The 13,577-nt window shown below is 67.1% G+C and carries 12 protein-coding genes; 8 read left to right on the forward strand and 4 right to left on the reverse strand.

All coding sequences use genetic code 11. The features are described 5' to 3' along the window. Positions 1 to 43 precede the first annotated feature (43 nt). Positions 44 to 523 carry a gamma-glutamylcyclotransferase gene (locus ACZY1G_RS11265; RefSeq protein ID WP_463814347.1) on the reverse strand — a complete coding sequence of 160 codons (480 nt, stop codon included), beginning with the start codon at positions 521 to 523 and terminating at the stop codon, positions 44 to 46. Between the two features lie 41 nt (positions 524 to 564). On the opposite strand from ACZY1G_RS11265, the gene ACZY1G_RS11270 reads away from it, so the two are divergent. From ACZY1G_RS11270 to ACZY1G_RS11290, 5 genes are all read left to right on the forward strand, one after another. Further along, the gene (locus tag ACZY1G_RS11270) at positions 565 to 1,980 is read left to right on the forward strand and encodes an NAD(P)H-quinone dehydrogenase (protein ID WP_463822400.1); all 1,416 of its coding nucleotides are present in this window, start codon (positions 565 to 567) and stop codon (positions 1,978 to 1,980) included. A 48-nt stretch (positions 1,981 to 2,028) separates the two neighbouring features. Beyond that, positions 2,029 to 3,756 (forward strand): glycerol-3-phosphate dehydrogenase, encoded by a 1,728-nt coding sequence (gene glpD / locus ACZY1G_RS11275; RefSeq protein ID WP_463814349.1) that lies wholly within the window; start codon positions 2,029 to 2,031, stop codon positions 3,754 to 3,756. Beyond that, a complete protein-coding gene (locus ACZY1G_RS11280) occupies positions 3,753 to 4,613 on the forward strand; it encodes a pseudouridine synthase (RefSeq protein WP_463822401.1) in 861 nt (286 codons plus the stop codon). Before glpD ends, ACZY1G_RS11280 begins: the two co-directional genes overlap by 4 nt. Positions 4,614 to 5,030: 417 nt before the next feature. Then, on the forward strand, positions 5,031 to 5,339 hold the full coding sequence (locus tag ACZY1G_RS11285; protein ID WP_463822402.1) for an RNA-binding protein: 309 nt from the start codon (positions 5,031 to 5,033) through the stop codon (positions 5,337 to 5,339). Continuing rightward, complete coding sequence (locus ACZY1G_RS11290) at positions 5,339 to 6,109, forward strand: SDR family NAD(P)-dependent oxidoreductase (protein ID WP_463822403.1); 771 nt, start codon at positions 5,339 to 5,341, stop codon at positions 6,107 to 6,109. Before ACZY1G_RS11285 ends, ACZY1G_RS11290 begins: the two co-directional genes overlap by 1 nt. Here ACZY1G_RS11290 and ACZY1G_RS11295 read toward each other — a convergent pair. Both ACZY1G_RS11295 and ACZY1G_RS11300 read right to left on the reverse strand, forming a co-directional pair. Next, positions 6,106 to 6,885, reverse strand: coding sequence for an enoyl-CoA hydratase/isomerase family protein (locus tag ACZY1G_RS11295; RefSeq protein ID WP_463822404.1), 780 nt, complete (start codon positions 6,883 to 6,885; stop codon positions 6,106 to 6,108). The two genes, ACZY1G_RS11290 and ACZY1G_RS11295, sit on opposite strands and share 4 nt — an antisense overlap. A gap of 9 nt (positions 6,886 to 6,894) precedes the next feature. Further along, positions 6,895 to 7,584: a TetR family transcriptional regulator gene (locus ACZY1G_RS11300; RefSeq protein WP_463822405.1), complete on the reverse strand. Its 690-nt coding sequence runs from the start codon at positions 7,582 to 7,584 to the stop codon at positions 6,895 to 6,897. Between the two features lie 71 nt (positions 7,585 to 7,655). On the opposite strand from ACZY1G_RS11300, the gene ACZY1G_RS11305 reads away from it, so the two are divergent. The 3 genes from ACZY1G_RS11305 to ACZY1G_RS11315 all read left to right on the forward strand — a co-directional run bounded on the left by ACZY1G_RS11305 (position 7,656) and on the right by ACZY1G_RS11315 (position 10,439). Continuing rightward, positions 7,656 to 8,711 (forward strand): ferredoxin reductase, encoded by a 1,056-nt coding sequence (locus ACZY1G_RS11305; protein WP_463822406.1) that lies wholly within the window; start codon positions 7,656 to 7,658, stop codon positions 8,709 to 8,711. A gap of 66 nt (positions 8,712 to 8,777) precedes the next feature. After that, a complete protein-coding gene (locus tag ACZY1G_RS11310) occupies positions 8,778 to 9,929 on the forward strand; it encodes a fatty acid desaturase family protein (protein ID WP_463822407.1) in 1,152 nt (383 codons plus the stop codon). Between the two features lie 174 nt (positions 9,930 to 10,103). Continuing rightward, positions 10,104 to 10,439 carry a PASTA domain-containing protein gene (locus ACZY1G_RS11315; RefSeq protein WP_463814356.1) on the forward strand — a complete coding sequence of 112 codons (336 nt, stop codon included), beginning with the start codon at positions 10,104 to 10,106 and terminating at the stop codon, positions 10,437 to 10,439. Between the two features lie 22 nt (positions 10,440 to 10,461). Here the strand turns inward: ACZY1G_RS11315 and ACZY1G_RS11320 are convergent, their stop codons facing one another. Further along, the gene (locus ACZY1G_RS11320) at positions 10,462 to 13,572 is read right to left on the reverse strand and encodes a bifunctional cytochrome P450/NADPH--P450 reductase (protein ID WP_463822408.1); all 3,111 of its coding nucleotides are present in this window, start codon (positions 13,570 to 13,572) and stop codon (positions 10,462 to 10,464) included. Positions 13,573 to 13,577: the final 5 nt, after the last annotated feature.

Genomic DNA, 13,577 nt, shown 5'->3' on the forward strand with positions numbered 1-13,577 from the left:
ACGGCGCGTCGATGTACAAACGTGCGCGCTCGCCGAAGAAGAACTACACCCCGGGGCCGGGGCCGATGTTGCTCGACGGCCGCGTGCGCAGATCGTAGACGTATTCGGATGGCGCGCCGGCGATTTCGGCCGCCTCGGCCATCACGCCGAGATAGCGTGCCGACGGAATGCCGCCCTCCCAGGCGTCGACCACGTACAGCCACGCCAGCGCGGGATCGGTGTTGGTGTCCGACGACGTCCGCTCCACCCGACAGCGGATCTTCTTGTGAATGCCGAGCTCCGAACCCTCCCAGCGGTCGAGGTTCTCCTCGTCCTCCTTGGTCACGTCGTAGAGCACGACGAAGACCTTGGAGTCGGGGTCCTCGACGATCGTCGCCAAGGCGCCTTCCCACCCGATGTCCTCGCCGCCGAAGGTCAGTCGCCACCCGTGCAGCCAGCCGGTACCCGCCATCGGGGAATGAGGAGCCCGCTGCAGCATCTGCTCGGGATGCATGTTCGACCCGTAGGCGGCGTAGAGCGGCACGCGAGAAGCTTAAACGTATCTGTGTGGAATAGGTTGGTGGCGTGGTAACGCGGATCGTGATCATCGGCGGTGGACCGGCGGGCTATGAGGCGGCATTGGTCGCGGCGGGCCGGGGGCGCGACGTCGCCCAGGTGACAATCGTCGACTCCGACGGCATCGGTGGCGGGTGCGTGCTCTATGACTGCGTGCCGTCGAAGACGTTGATCGCGTCGACGGGCGTGCGCACCGAGCTGCGCCGCGCGCAGGGGCTGGGCTTCGACCTCAGCATCGACGATGCAACCATCTCGCTGCACGACATCAACAACCGGGTGAAGACGCTGGCGTCCTCGCAGTCAGCCGACATCGGTAGCCAGCTGCTCAACCAGGGTGTGACGATCATCGGTGGCCGCGGCGAGCTCGTCGACGACATCGCCGGCATGGCTCATCACCGCGTGAAGGTGACCACACCTGACGGCAAGATCGGCGTGCTCAAGGCCGACATCGTCCTGATCGCCACCGGCGCGAGCCCTCGGGTGCTGCCCAACGCGGTTCCCGACGGCGACCGAATCCTGACCTGGCGCCAGGTCTACGACCTCGAGGAGCTGCCGGAGCACCTCGTCATCGTGGGCTCGGGGGTGACCGGCGCGGAGTTCTGCAACGCCTACACCGAGCTCGGCGTCACGGTGACGGTCGTCGCGAGCCGCGACCAGATCCTGCCCCACGAGGACTCTGACGCGGCGGCGGTGCTGGAAGAGGTGTTCAACGAACGCGGAGTGACGCTGGTCAAGAACGCCCGCGCGGACTCGGTGACCCGCACCGACAAGGGGGTCCGTGTCGCGATCGCCGACGGCCGCGTCGTCGAGGGCAGCCATGCGTTGATGACGGTCGGTTCGGTGCCCAACACCGCAGGTCTGGGTCTGGAGCGCATCGGTGTCGAGCTCAAGCCGGGTGGCTACATTCCCGTCGACCGGGTCTCGCGCACGCCGGCGCCGGGGGTCTACGCGGCAGGTGACTGCACGGGGCTGCTGCCGCTGGCCTCGGTCGCGGCGATGCAGGGCCGCATCGCGATGTACCACGCACTCGGCGAAGGGGTGTCCCCGATCCGGCTGCGCACGGTCGCTTCGGCGACATTCACCCGTCCCGAGATCGCCGCGGTCGGTATCCCGCAGTCAGCGATCGACGACGGCAGTGTGCCGGCCCGCACTTTGACTCTGCCGTTGAGCACCAATGCCCGCGCGAAGATGTCGCTGCTCAGACACGGTTTCGTCAAGATCTTCTGCCGGCCCGCCACGGGTGTGGTCATCGGTGGGGTGGTGGTCGCGCCGATCGCCTCGGAGCTGATCCTGCCGATCGCGCTCGCCGTGCAGAACCGCATCTCGGTGACCGATCTGGCACAGACGCTGTCGGTGTATCCCTCGCTGTCGGGTTCGATCGTGGAGGCGGCGCGGCGATTGATGGCACACGACGATCTGGACTGATCCCACGTACCCTGGATCCCGTACTGACCGGTAACAAGGAAGGTGCACGTGAGCAACCAGGACGCGGACGACCTCGGCCCTGATCAGCGTTCCCGAGCGTGGCAACAGCTCGGCAGTGAGCAGTTCGACGTCGTGGTGATCGGCGGGGGAGTCGTCGGCGCGGGCGCTGCGCTCGACGCGGCGACCCGCGGGTTGAGAGTGGCACTGGTGGAGGCCCGCGATTTCGCCTCGGGCACGTCCAGTCGGAGCAGCAAGATGTTCCACGGCGGCCTGCGCTACCTCGAGCAACTGGAGTTCGGTCTGGTGCGCGAGGCGCTGCACGAGCGCGAGTTGTCCCTGACGACGCTCGCGCCGCATCTGGTGAAGCCGCTGCCGTTTCTGTTCCCGCTCACCAACCGGGTGTGGGAGCGGCCCTATGTCGCAGCGGGCATCTTTCTGTACGACAGCCTGGGTGGGGCGAAATCCGTTCCCGCGCAGAAGCATCTGACCCGCGCCGGGGCGCTGCGGTTGTCTCCTGGACTCAAGCGCAGCGCGCTGATCGGCGGAATCCGCTACTACGACACCGTCGTCGACGACGCCCGGCACACCATGATGGTGGCGCGCACCGCCGCGCATTACGGGGCAGTGGTGCGGACGTCGACGCAGGTGGTCGCGTTGCGCCGGGAGGGAGATCGGGTGACCGGCGTGCGGGTGCGTGATTCCGAGGACGGTTCGGTCACCGACGTCCGCGCGCACGTCGTGGTCAACGCGACCGGGGTGTGGACCGACGAGATCCAGGCATTGTCCAAGCAGCGCGGCCGATTTCGGGTGCGCGCCTCCAAGGGTGTGCACATCGTCGTCCCGCGTGATCGCGTTGTCAGTGAGGTCGCGATCATCCTGCGTACCGAGAAGTCGGTGCTGTTCGTGATCCCGTGGGGCACGCACTGGATCATCGGCACCACGGACACCGACTGGAACCTCGACCTGGCGCACCCGGCGGCCACCAAAGCCGACATCGACTACATCCTCGGCCACGTCAACACGGTGCTCGCCACGCCGCTGACTCACGACGACATCGACGGCGTGTACGCCGGATTGCGGCCGCTGCTGGCCGGGGAGAGCGAAGAGACCTCGAAACTGTCGCGTGAACACGCGGTTGCGGTGCCCTCGCCGGGTCTGGTGGCGATCGCCGGCGGCAAGTACACCACCTACCGGGTGATGGCCGAGGACGCGATCGATGCGGCGGCCGAGTTCGTGCCGACCCGGGTGGCGAAGTCCATCACCGAGAAGGTGCCGTTGATGGGCGCCGACGGCTACTTCGCTCTGGTCAACCAAACACAAAGTGTCGGAAAGCGTTACGGCCTGCATCCGTATCGGGTTCGGCATCTGCTCGACAGGTACGGTTCACTGATCGACGAGGTGTTGTCGATGGCCGAGGACAGGCCCGAGTTGCTCGAGCCGATCACCGACGCACCGGTGTACCTGAAGGTGGAGGCCGCCTACGCCGCCGCGGCGGAGGGAGCCCTGCATCTGGAGGACATTCTCGCCCGTCGTATGCGGATTTCGATCGAGTATCCGCATCGCGGGGTGGATTGCGCCCGCGAGGTGGCAGAAATCGTTGCGCCGGTTCTCAATTGGTCGCCTGGCGACGTCGATCGAGAGGTGGAGACGTACCGGGCCCGCGTGGAGGCCGAGGTGCAGTCGCAGACCCAGCCCGACGACGAGTCGGCCGACGCGCTACGGGCCGCGGCGCCAGAGGCGCGCGCGGAGATTCTCGAGCCGGTCCCACTGAATTGAGGCGGCCCGCACCGCTTCCCGTGCGCGACGGGCTCGGGCCGGCGCGGCTGCGGTTGCGGGGCGGTGTGGTGCTCGACGAGTTGACCGACCGGTTTGGTGTCGATGCTGCGGCGAAAGTGCTTGCCGGAGAGGTGGTGTGCGCCGACGGTACCGTCGTAACGGAGACGACAGCCTTGCCGCGGGGCGCCCATGTGTACTTCTATCGGGAACTGCCTGACGAAGTCCCCGTTCCGTTCGAGATCTCCGTCCTCTATCGCGATGACAACATCGTCGTCGCCGACAAGCCGCATTTCCTTGCGACGATGCCTCGGGGCGGACACGTCGCGCAGACCGCGGTGGTCCGGCTGCGCCGAGAGCTCGCCCTCCCGGAGCTGACTCCGGCACACCGACTGGATCGCCTCACTGCCGGCGTGCTGGTGTTCACCACACGCCGCGAGGTTCGTGGCGCCTATCAGACGCTGTTCGCCCGAGGTGAGGTCGACAAGACGTACCTGGCGCACGCGCCCGAGGCGGACATCGAGTGGCCGGTCACCGTGCGTAGCCGCATCGTCAAGCGGCGCGGCTTCCTGCAGGCGGTGGAAGAGCCCGGTGAGCCGAACGCCGAGACGCGCATCGAGCGGGACGGATCGCTGTATCGGCTGACTCCCCGCACGGGCCGCACCCACCAGCTGCGGGTCCACATGGCGTCGCTGGGCGTGCCCATCACCGGGGATCCGCTGTATCCGGAGATCGTCGACGTGGCGCCGGACGATTTCTCGACGCCGCTGCGCCTGCTGGCTCACAGTCTTGCGTTCGACGATCCGGTCACGGGCCGACCGCGTCGCTTCACCAGCGCGCGCACCCTGACCAAGAACTAGTGTGCGCCCAGATCGCAACTCCCCTCGAACTGCGATCCGCGGCTGCGATCTGAACGCCCACTGTGCGCCTTCGCGTGCGCACAGAGGAAATGTACGACATCGTCAATGAGTTCGCTGAGTGAATCCTTGAAATCGATAAAATTGCCTCGACGTGGTGTTCTGGCCTGAAACGTACTCGATGTCAGATTTGCTCAGCAGTGTGGCGTGGCCGCTACGACGGGCTGTCGGGGCGCGAGCGTCGCGGCGGCACCCGTTTCCTGTACCGATGTCGCACTGCGCGACGCGCAGCGGCAATCCTGGCAAATGTGGTCGCCAGTGGCGCGCACCCTGTTGAGTACACTTCGCCCGCGGCACCCAGTGACGACTGCCACAATCGACGCTGATCCGCGTCGCGTCAGCGGACAGGAAGGAGCGCGCGTGCGTATCAGCTGGCTCGTGGCGACGGCGGTGACAGTCGGGGTGGGTCCCCTCCTTGTGTCGTCTCCGCCCGCGCAGGCGATCTGCGGTTCGGTGAGCGGCAGGATCGTCGATGTCACCGGGTGTTCGGACCCGCTGTGGGAGCTCAACGGCGTCCTGACCCCACCGCCGCCTCCACCGCCACCGCCCCCACCACCGGGTGCGCCGCCGCCTCCACCGCCCCCGCCGCCGCCCCCGGTGGCGTGGACGCCGAACGTCAGCGTCTGCGCAGATGTCGGTCGCCGGGTCACCGTCAGCGGGTGTGTGTGATGGACCGACCGACTTTCGATCGGCTCTTCGACATGTCCGAGAGGACCGTCATCGTCACCGGCGGTACCCGCGGCATCGGACTGGCGCTGGCGCAGGGTTACGTGCTCGCCGGTGCGCGCGTGGTCGTGGCCAGCCGCAAGGCCGAGGCCTGTGAGCAGGCCGCCGCGCACCTGCGGGCCCTCGGGGGTGAGGCGATCGGTGTCCCAACCCATCTCGGTGAGGTGGACGATCTGGGCGCACTCGTCGAGCGGACTGTCGCCGAATTCGGCGGCGTGGACGTCGTGGTGAACAACGCGGCCAACGCGCTGGCTCAACCGCTCGGCCAGATGACCGCCGACGGGCTGACGAAGTCCTTCGAGGTCAATCTGCGGGGGCCGGTGTTCCTCGTGCAGGCCGCGCTTCCGCATCTGAGGGCCAGCGAGCACGCCGCGGTTCTGAACATGGTGTCGGTGGGTGCGTTCATTTTCGCGCCAATGCTCGCGATCTACGCGTCGATGAAGGCCGCGCTGATGTCGTTCACGCGGTCGATGGCAGCGGAGCTGGCGCACGACGGGATCCGTGTCAACGCATTGGCGCCCGGGCCCGTCGACACCGACATGATGCGCAAGAACTCTCAGGAGGCGATCGACGGAATGATCCGCGGCACGTTGATGCGCCGTCTGGCGACTGCCGACGAAATGGTCGGCGCCGCACTGCTGTTGACCTCTGATGCGGGCAGCTACATGACGGGTCAGGTCATCATGGTCGACGGCGGCGGGACGCCTCGCTAGGACTTGCGCAGGATTTTCGCAGCTGCTTCGCGCATCTCGCCGCTGGTGGTGGAGAGTATCTGGCTGCGGTTCTCCAGATGCAGTGCGGCCTCGAGGCCGCCGGCGTCGAGATTCGCCCAGAGCACCTGCTTGGTCGACTCCACGCCGAATTTGCCGTAGCCGCAGAGTGTTTCGGCGATGGACAGGGCCTCGGCGAGGGCGTCGTCGGCCAGCCGGGAGACCAGGCCGAGGCGCAGTGCCTCATCGGCGTCGACGACGCGGGCGGTGAGGATGAGGTCGAACGCGTGTCCGGCGCCCACGATGCGGGGCAGCGTGTAGCTCACGCCGATGTCGCAGCCCCCCAGGCCCAGTTTGATGAACTGCGTGCAGAACCGTGCGGTGGGGGCGGCGACGCGCAGGTCGCACGAGGCTGCGATGCCCAGTCCGCCCCCGTACGCGACGCCGTTGACGGCGGCGATCACAGGCTGGCGCAACCGGTGGATCTTGGCGGTCAGATCGGCGATGCGCTCCTGCCACCGCATTCCTGAGCGGGGGAACTCGAGGCCGCCACCGGTCTGCGCGGGATCTGAGGTGCGCAGGTCCAGTCCGGAACAGAAGCCGCGGCCCGCGCCGGTCAGCACCACGACCCGACAGGCGTTGTCGGTGGCGATGGCGTCCAGCGCCGCGTGGAGCGCCTCGACCAACTCGTAGGACAGAGAGTTGAGGGAGTCAGGCCGATTGAGGGTCAGCAGGGTGATCTCGGGCCGGGGTCGGGTCACTTCCAGAACGGACGCCATGGCGTCACGCTAACTGCTGCGCCACTCCGACACTCCGATGGTGATCATCCGCAGCTGTTTGATCGCGATCCGGCGTATCTCGGCCACCGCTACGGGATCGGTGGTGTCTTCGAGGGCTTCGGCGATCGAGATCATCGAGTTCACGAACACGCTGGCCAGGATGTTGAGGTCCTCCACGTTCCAGGTGTTCAGCCCGGGGAAGCGGGCCAAGTCGATGGCCAGCTCGGAGGTGATCAAACGGATCTCGGAGCGGATGGCGTAACGCAGCACGGTGACCCCGCTGGAGCGTTCTCGTCCGATGAACATCCAGTGTTCGCGGCGGGCCTGTACGCCCTCGATGAGGATGTCCACCGAGGATTCGATGACCCTGTTCGGGTCGAGCTTGCCGGCGCGTCCGCCGCGCAGCATGTCGCGCAACGTGCGGAAAGACTCGTCGATCAGCACCAGGCCGAGCGCGTCCATCGACTCGAAATGCCGGTAGAAGGCCGCGGGCACGATGCCTGCCTCGCGGGTCACCTCACGCAGGCTCAGCGCACTGAAACTTCGTTCGGAGAGGAGGTGCAGAGCGGCGTCGACGATCGCCCGGCGGGTCGCTTCCTTGCGTTCCTCCCGGGATTGCGTCTCTCGGCCCGCTCCCGACCGAGACCTACTCGACCTGCCGGAACGCTCCGAGTGTGACCTGGGCGTACGACTGTTCACTGGTTGTGAAACATACCACACGCTGCACTGATCTCTTGACGTGGGGGGTGCGGTGCGCGCACGGTATACACATGTTCACTCAAACTTTGACCACGCGGACACGGCGGTCGAGGCTGCTGGACCTCCTGACCGGACCGCACGGTGTCGATCGCTACACCGAGCTGGTCGATCCGACCTGGACGCGCGGCGACGCCCGAGCGCGGGTCGTCGCGGTGCACCGCACCACCCCCCGTAGCGTGACGCTGACCCTGGCTCCCAATCGGGCCTTCACCGGATTCCGGGCGGGTCAGCACATCAACTTGTCGGTCGAGATCGACGGTCGCCGTCGCACGCGTCCGTACTCGCCGGCAGGCGCCGAGAACGACCGCCACATCGAGCTGACGGTCGGCCGCCACGACGGCGGGCTGGTGTCGAACTATCTCTACGAACACGCCCACCCCGGCATGGTCGTGCACCTCGACTCCGTCGGCGGCGAGTTCACCCTGCCGCAGACGCTGCCCGACCGGATGCTGTTCGTCTCCGGCGGCAGTGGGATCACCCCCGTGATGTCGATGCTGCGCACACTGCGCGCGCGGGGACACCGCGGACAGGTCGCGTTCGTCCACTACGCGCGGTCCGCTCAGGAGGCGTGCTACCGCGACGAGCTCGCCGAGGTCGCCGCCACGATGCCGAACGTGACGGTGCGGCACGGTTTCACCCGTGAGACCGAGGGGTCGGACCTCCCGGGGCGGTTCGGCGCCCAGCACCTGCCTTTCGCCGACCCGCAGGCGGTCTTCGTCTGCGGTCCGCCGGCTCTGGTCGACGCGGTGCGGGAGATGTTCCCCGATGCTGCCCACGAGAGCTTCATACCGCCGGTGTTCGACGGTGAAGCCTCCGGGGGGCAGGTCACGTTCAGCGAGAGCGGGCTCGAGCTGACCGACGATGGTCGCCCGCTGCTGAACCAGGCCGAGGACGCGGGCCTGACCCCGGAGAGCGGGTGCCGCATGGGCATTTGCTTCTCCTGCACACGCCGCAAGAACAGCGGCGTGGTGCGCAATGTCATCAGCGGTGCGGTGTCCTCGGCGGAAGAGGAAGACGTGCAGATCTGCGTCACCGCCCCGCTGGGCGACGTCGACATCGCTCTGTAAGACAACCGGATTCGCCAAGACCACAACACCCGACCGAGTACGTCAGTCTCCGCGAAAGGAACAGACATGACCGAGACTTTGGACACCACACAGACTTTCGATACCACGCGCACGTCCGAGACCGCCGCGCCCCAGCCCAAGACCCTGTCGAAGACCGTCGGCGGCCGCACGATCACGATGACTCCCGAGCAGGCCGAGGCCTTCGGTCGGGAACTCGACGCGCTGAAGGAAAGCGTGATCGCCGATCTCGGCGAGCGTGACGCCACCTACATCCGTCGCATGATCAAAGCGCAGCGCGGACTCGAAATCGGCGGACGCGCACTGCTTTTCGGTGGCATCATCCCACCATTCTGGCTGGCTGGCACGGCGATGCTGGGTCTGTCGAAGATCATCGACAACATGGAGATCGGCCACAACGTCATGCACGGCCAGTACGACTGGATGGGCGATCCGGCGATCTCGTCGCGCAATTTCGAGTGGGACACCGCCTGCCCGGCCGACCAGTGGCGCCACTCGCACAACTACATGCACCACACCTACACCAACATCGTGGGCATGGACCGCGACGTGGGCTACGGCATCCTGCGGATGAGCTCCGACCAGAAGTGGAAGCCGTACTTCCTGGGTAACCCGTTGTGGGCGTTCCTGCTGATGGTGCTGTTCCAGTACGGTGTCGCTCTGCACGAGCTCGAGAGCGAGAAGATTGCGTCACGTGAGATCACGTTGCGCGACAAGCGCGACATCCTCGAAGGCATCTGGCGCAAGACCAAGCAACAGACCCTGAAGGACTACGTGGCGTTCCCGCTGCTGGCCGGTCCGTTCGCGCCCTGGGTGTTCGCGGGCAACATGACGGCCAACCTGATGCGCAACGTGTGGGCCTACATGATCATCTTCTGTGGTCACTTCCCCGAGGACGTGCAGGAGTTCTCGATCGAGGAGACCAAGGCCGAGACCCGTGGCCAGTGGTACTTCCGGCAGGTGCTGGGTTCAGCGAACCTGACCGGCGGCAAGCTGTTCCACATCCTCAGCGGCAACCTGAGCTTCCAGATCGAGCACCACCTGTTCCCGGACATCCCGGCGTTCCGCCACGCGGAGATCGCGCCGAAGGTGCGTGACATCTGCGAGCGCTACGGCGTGCCCTACAACAGCGGCCCGCTGCCGCACCAGTTCGCGACCGTGGTCCGCAAGATCGTCAAGCTGGCGATGCCCTGGAACTGATGGGCAGCGTTTGAGGACCGTCACCGGCCCTCGGCGACGTCGACTCCCACACGGCACCAACGGGCCGGCCGCGTGGAGACGACTGAGCCGGGGGCCTTTGACATGGCGAAATACGTCTCCTGAGTCTGTCGGATCAGTTATTTTGGGGATCCTCGGCAGCAAAGGGGTCTACAGATGACAGCACGGGTCCTGACACTCGGGGCGACGCTTCTGACGGTGGCGGCGCTGGTCGGATCCCCGGCCGCAGCGGCGCAACCCGCCGACGACGGAACGACGTGGGAGATGCCGGACATGGCGGGCATGAAGCTCGCGGAGGCTGAAGCCACGTTCGCCGACGCCACGGCCGGGAGCGGCCTCAAGCTCGAATACTTCAACGCCCAAGGCAATTACGTGGTCTACAACCAGACCAACTGGCTCGTCTGCAATCAGTCACCCAAAGCCGGCGCCACGCTCAAGGCAACGAGTTGGGTCGGGATTGGAATCAACAGGCCCTATCCTGGCTGCAGCTGAAATAGCGCGAGCCGCCCGGAACTCAGCCGGCCCAGACGTCCTCCACGTAGTGATCCGAGGCCACCAGGCCGTCGAGCCAGGCCACCGCGGCGGCGTCGTCAGCCCCGGTGCGTGACCGGTAGATGTCGCGGAACGCGGTCCGCACCGCCGGAGCCATCCGGGCGCCGTCGCCGCAGATGAAGACGTGGGTGTTCTTCGCCGGATCGCCCAGCAGCTCCCAGACGTCGTCGGCGTCGGCGGCGATCCGGTCCTGCACGTAACGCACACCATGTTCCGGTGCTCGTGAGAACGCCGGCCGCATCCGCACGATGCCCTCGCGCTCCGCTTCCTCGAATTGCGACCGGAAGATGTAGTCGACGTCGGGGTCGCGCACCCCGAAGAAACACAGGGCCGGGGCGAACGGTTCCCCGGCCTGTTTGGCGGCGAGCCGGTCGCCCAGGAATCCGCAGAACGGCGCGACGCCGGTGCCCGCGCTGACGAGGATGACATTGCGCTGCGGGTCCGCCCCGGCTCGGAAAGCCAAGCGTGCCGGGTCGATTCGTGCCCGCACACACGATCCGGGGGCCATCGCCGCGAGGTGGTTCGACGCCACACCCTTGAAGGGTCCGTTGCCCGAGCGGGCGGGGGTGTCCAGCACGCTGACGATCAATGCCACCTCGTGCGGCGACAGTTGCGACGACGACGCGATCGAATAGTGCCGCGGGGTCATCGGCTCCAGGAGTTCGAGCAACTGCGCGCCGGTCAGCGCACACGCCGGGTAGCGATGCAGGATCTCCACCGGGCTCAGCCAGCAGGGCTCGTCGGACTCCGCGAGCTGCTCGAGCGCGGCGCGTTCGGGGTCGCAGGGGTTGGTCGCGGCCAGCCGACGCAGCTGGCTCTTCGTCGCGGGCTTGCGCAGCTCGACGAAGTGGGTCAGCAGTTCGCGGAGGCTCACCTCGCGGTCCAGCGCGATCGATCGTCGTGAGGACCGGCGCGGGTTGACCGACAGCCGCAACTCCGGATCGAGGGACAGCATGTCTAAGGCGGTGTCGACGACGTCGGGCGGATTGTCGGCCAGCACCGTGAGGTGATCGCCGGTCGAGTAGTCGATCCCCTCCGGAAGTGCCACCCGGACATAGTGTTTCTGTTGTCCTGGGACGTCGACGAGCTCGTCGTTGAGGGTGACGGTCATCGGCTGGACCGCGAACCGCTCGTCGAGTGCTGTGGTCACCGACCCGGTGATGACGCGGAGGTCGTAGAGCGGTTCGTCCGCGGCGGTCAGCGGCGTGGCGTCGGGGTCGCCGAAGCGTTCGGCCAGTGCGGCCCACAGTGCGCCCTCGAACTGCTCGACCGTCGCCGTCAGGTCGCCGGAGGTGTCGGCCGAGGCTCGCGGCACCAGGGGCTGTCCGCCGAGGGCGGTCAGCCGGTCGTCGATCAGGATCGGGATGGCCTGGTAGGTGTCGGCCCAGTTGTGGTCGCCCACGCCGAGCACGGCGAACAGCGAGTCATCCGGCAGCGCAGCGGTTTCCGACTGCAGCCAGGAGACGAACTGCCGCGCGTCGTCCGTGGGCTGCCCGTTGTAGGACGACGCGACGATCACGACGGTGTCGGTGCCGGGCAGCGCACCGGCCGCGCTGTCCAGTGGTGCCACGGTCGCGGTGCAGCCGAAGTCGGTCGCGTCGTCGGCGAGCTGCTTGGCCAGCGCCCGGCACGTGCCGAGATTGGATCCGTGCAGGATCGCGAGCGTCGTCCCGGCCTTCACCGGTAGGAGAGCCGAGGACGACGCGGCGGGCCCCGCAGTAGGCGTCGCGGCCGTGGTGCCCCGTTCGGCAGGCGACCGGCGCAGCAGGTCGACGGTGAAGCCGACCGGCCGCCGGGTCATCCCGTCCCACTTCAGTTCGTAGTGAGTGGAGTCGATCAGGCGATAGCGGTGCACCAGACGGGCGACCAGCAGGGCTGCCTCGTGCAGGGCGAATTGGCGGCCGATGCAGGATCGCTCGCCGGTGCCGAAGGGCTTGAACAGCGCGGTCGAACGACCCTCTGCGACAGTGGGATCGAACCGGGACGGATCGAACACCTCGGGGTTGTCGCCCCACTGCGGCTGCCGGTGCAGCGCACCTGTGAGGACGGTGACCGCCTCGCCGCGCGCGACGGGGTAGCGGCCGTCGAGGACGGTGTCGTGCAGGGCCATACGGTCGAACATGAGGACGGGCGGCGAGAGGCGCAGCGTCTCACTGATCACTTGCCGCAGGAAGGTCAGCTTGCCGATCTCGTCGAAGGTCGGCACGTGGTCGTCATCGCTGCCGAGCACGGCGTCCACCTCTGCGCGGACCCTGGCGAGCACTGCCGGATGGTGTAGCAGGTTGTAGACGGTGTTCGGCATCAGTTCTGATGTCGTCAACTGTCCGGCGATCAGGAACGTCATGATCTGGTTGCGGACGTTGTCGGCGTCGAGGTGCCCGTCCAGCATCACGTACAGCAGGTCGCCGGTACCACCGGCGGAGTGGTCGGCGATCAGCTCGTCGAAAGCGGCGTGCAGGTGGGCACGTCCGTCACGGAGCGTCGGGGTCTCGCCGTGGGTGACCGCTTCGTGCAATGCGTCGGTGAACGCCTGGGGGACCGGTGCCAGGCCGGGGTAATCGAATGAGTTGAATCGCGCACCGAAACCGGCCAGTGCGACGGTGTCCATCGCGAGCTTCTGCAGGTCGGCCGAGACGTCCACTGGCCGTATGCCGGTGCTGGCGTCCCAGCGCGCGATCAGCTGATCGTTGATGTCGAGCATCGCGTCGTGGTAAGCGCGCAGCCCGGCGTAGCTGAAGCCGGGCAGGAGCACGTCGTGGGCCTTCTGCCAGGTGGGTTCGCCGTGGAAGGCGGTGAAGAGTCCGTCGCCGGCCAGGGGGCGCACCCGCGCGAGCGACGCGGTGAGGTTCTTGGCGAATCTGCCCTCGTCGCAGAGTTCCTCGACCAACTCCAGCGAGCAGACGAAGAGCTTGCGCGTGCCGGTCCAGTCGCCGTAGAAGATCGGGCCGTGAATCTCGGCGAGGACGTCGACGGGCAGTGCGTAGGGTCGCCCGGCGAGGAGATCGGCACCCGGAAGCTCCGCGACCGGTACATCGTCGAGAACCGGTGGCTCGGAGGGGATGAACTCGGTCATGCCGC

The sequence above is a fragment of the Mycobacterium sp. IDUB_5 genome, from assembly GCF_055419565.1.

Bases quoted from the DNA above. Each gene is read 5' to 3' on its own strand.
- ACZY1G_RS11290 (WP_463822403.1), top strand. From the start codon at position 5,339: ATGGACCGACCGACTTTCGATCGGCTCTTCGACATGTCCGAGAGGACC.
- ACZY1G_RS11295 (WP_463822404.1), bottom strand. From the start codon at position 6,885: ATGGCGTCCGTTCTGGAAGTGACCCGACCCCGGCCCGAGATCACCCTG.
- ACZY1G_RS11305 (WP_463822406.1), top strand. From the start codon at position 7,656: ATGTTCACTCAAACTTTGACCACGCGGACACGGCGGTCGAGGCTGCTG.
- ACZY1G_RS11310 (WP_463822407.1), top strand. From the start codon at position 8,778: ATGACCGAGACTTTGGACACCACACAGACTTTCGATACCACGCGCACG.
- ACZY1G_RS11315 (WP_463814356.1), top strand. From the start codon at position 10,104: ATGACAGCACGGGTCCTGACACTCGGGGCGACGCTTCTGACGGTGGCG.
- ACZY1G_RS11320 (WP_463822408.1), bottom strand. From the start codon at position 13,572: ATGACCGAGTTCATCCCCTCCGAGCCACCGGTTCTCGACGATGTACCG.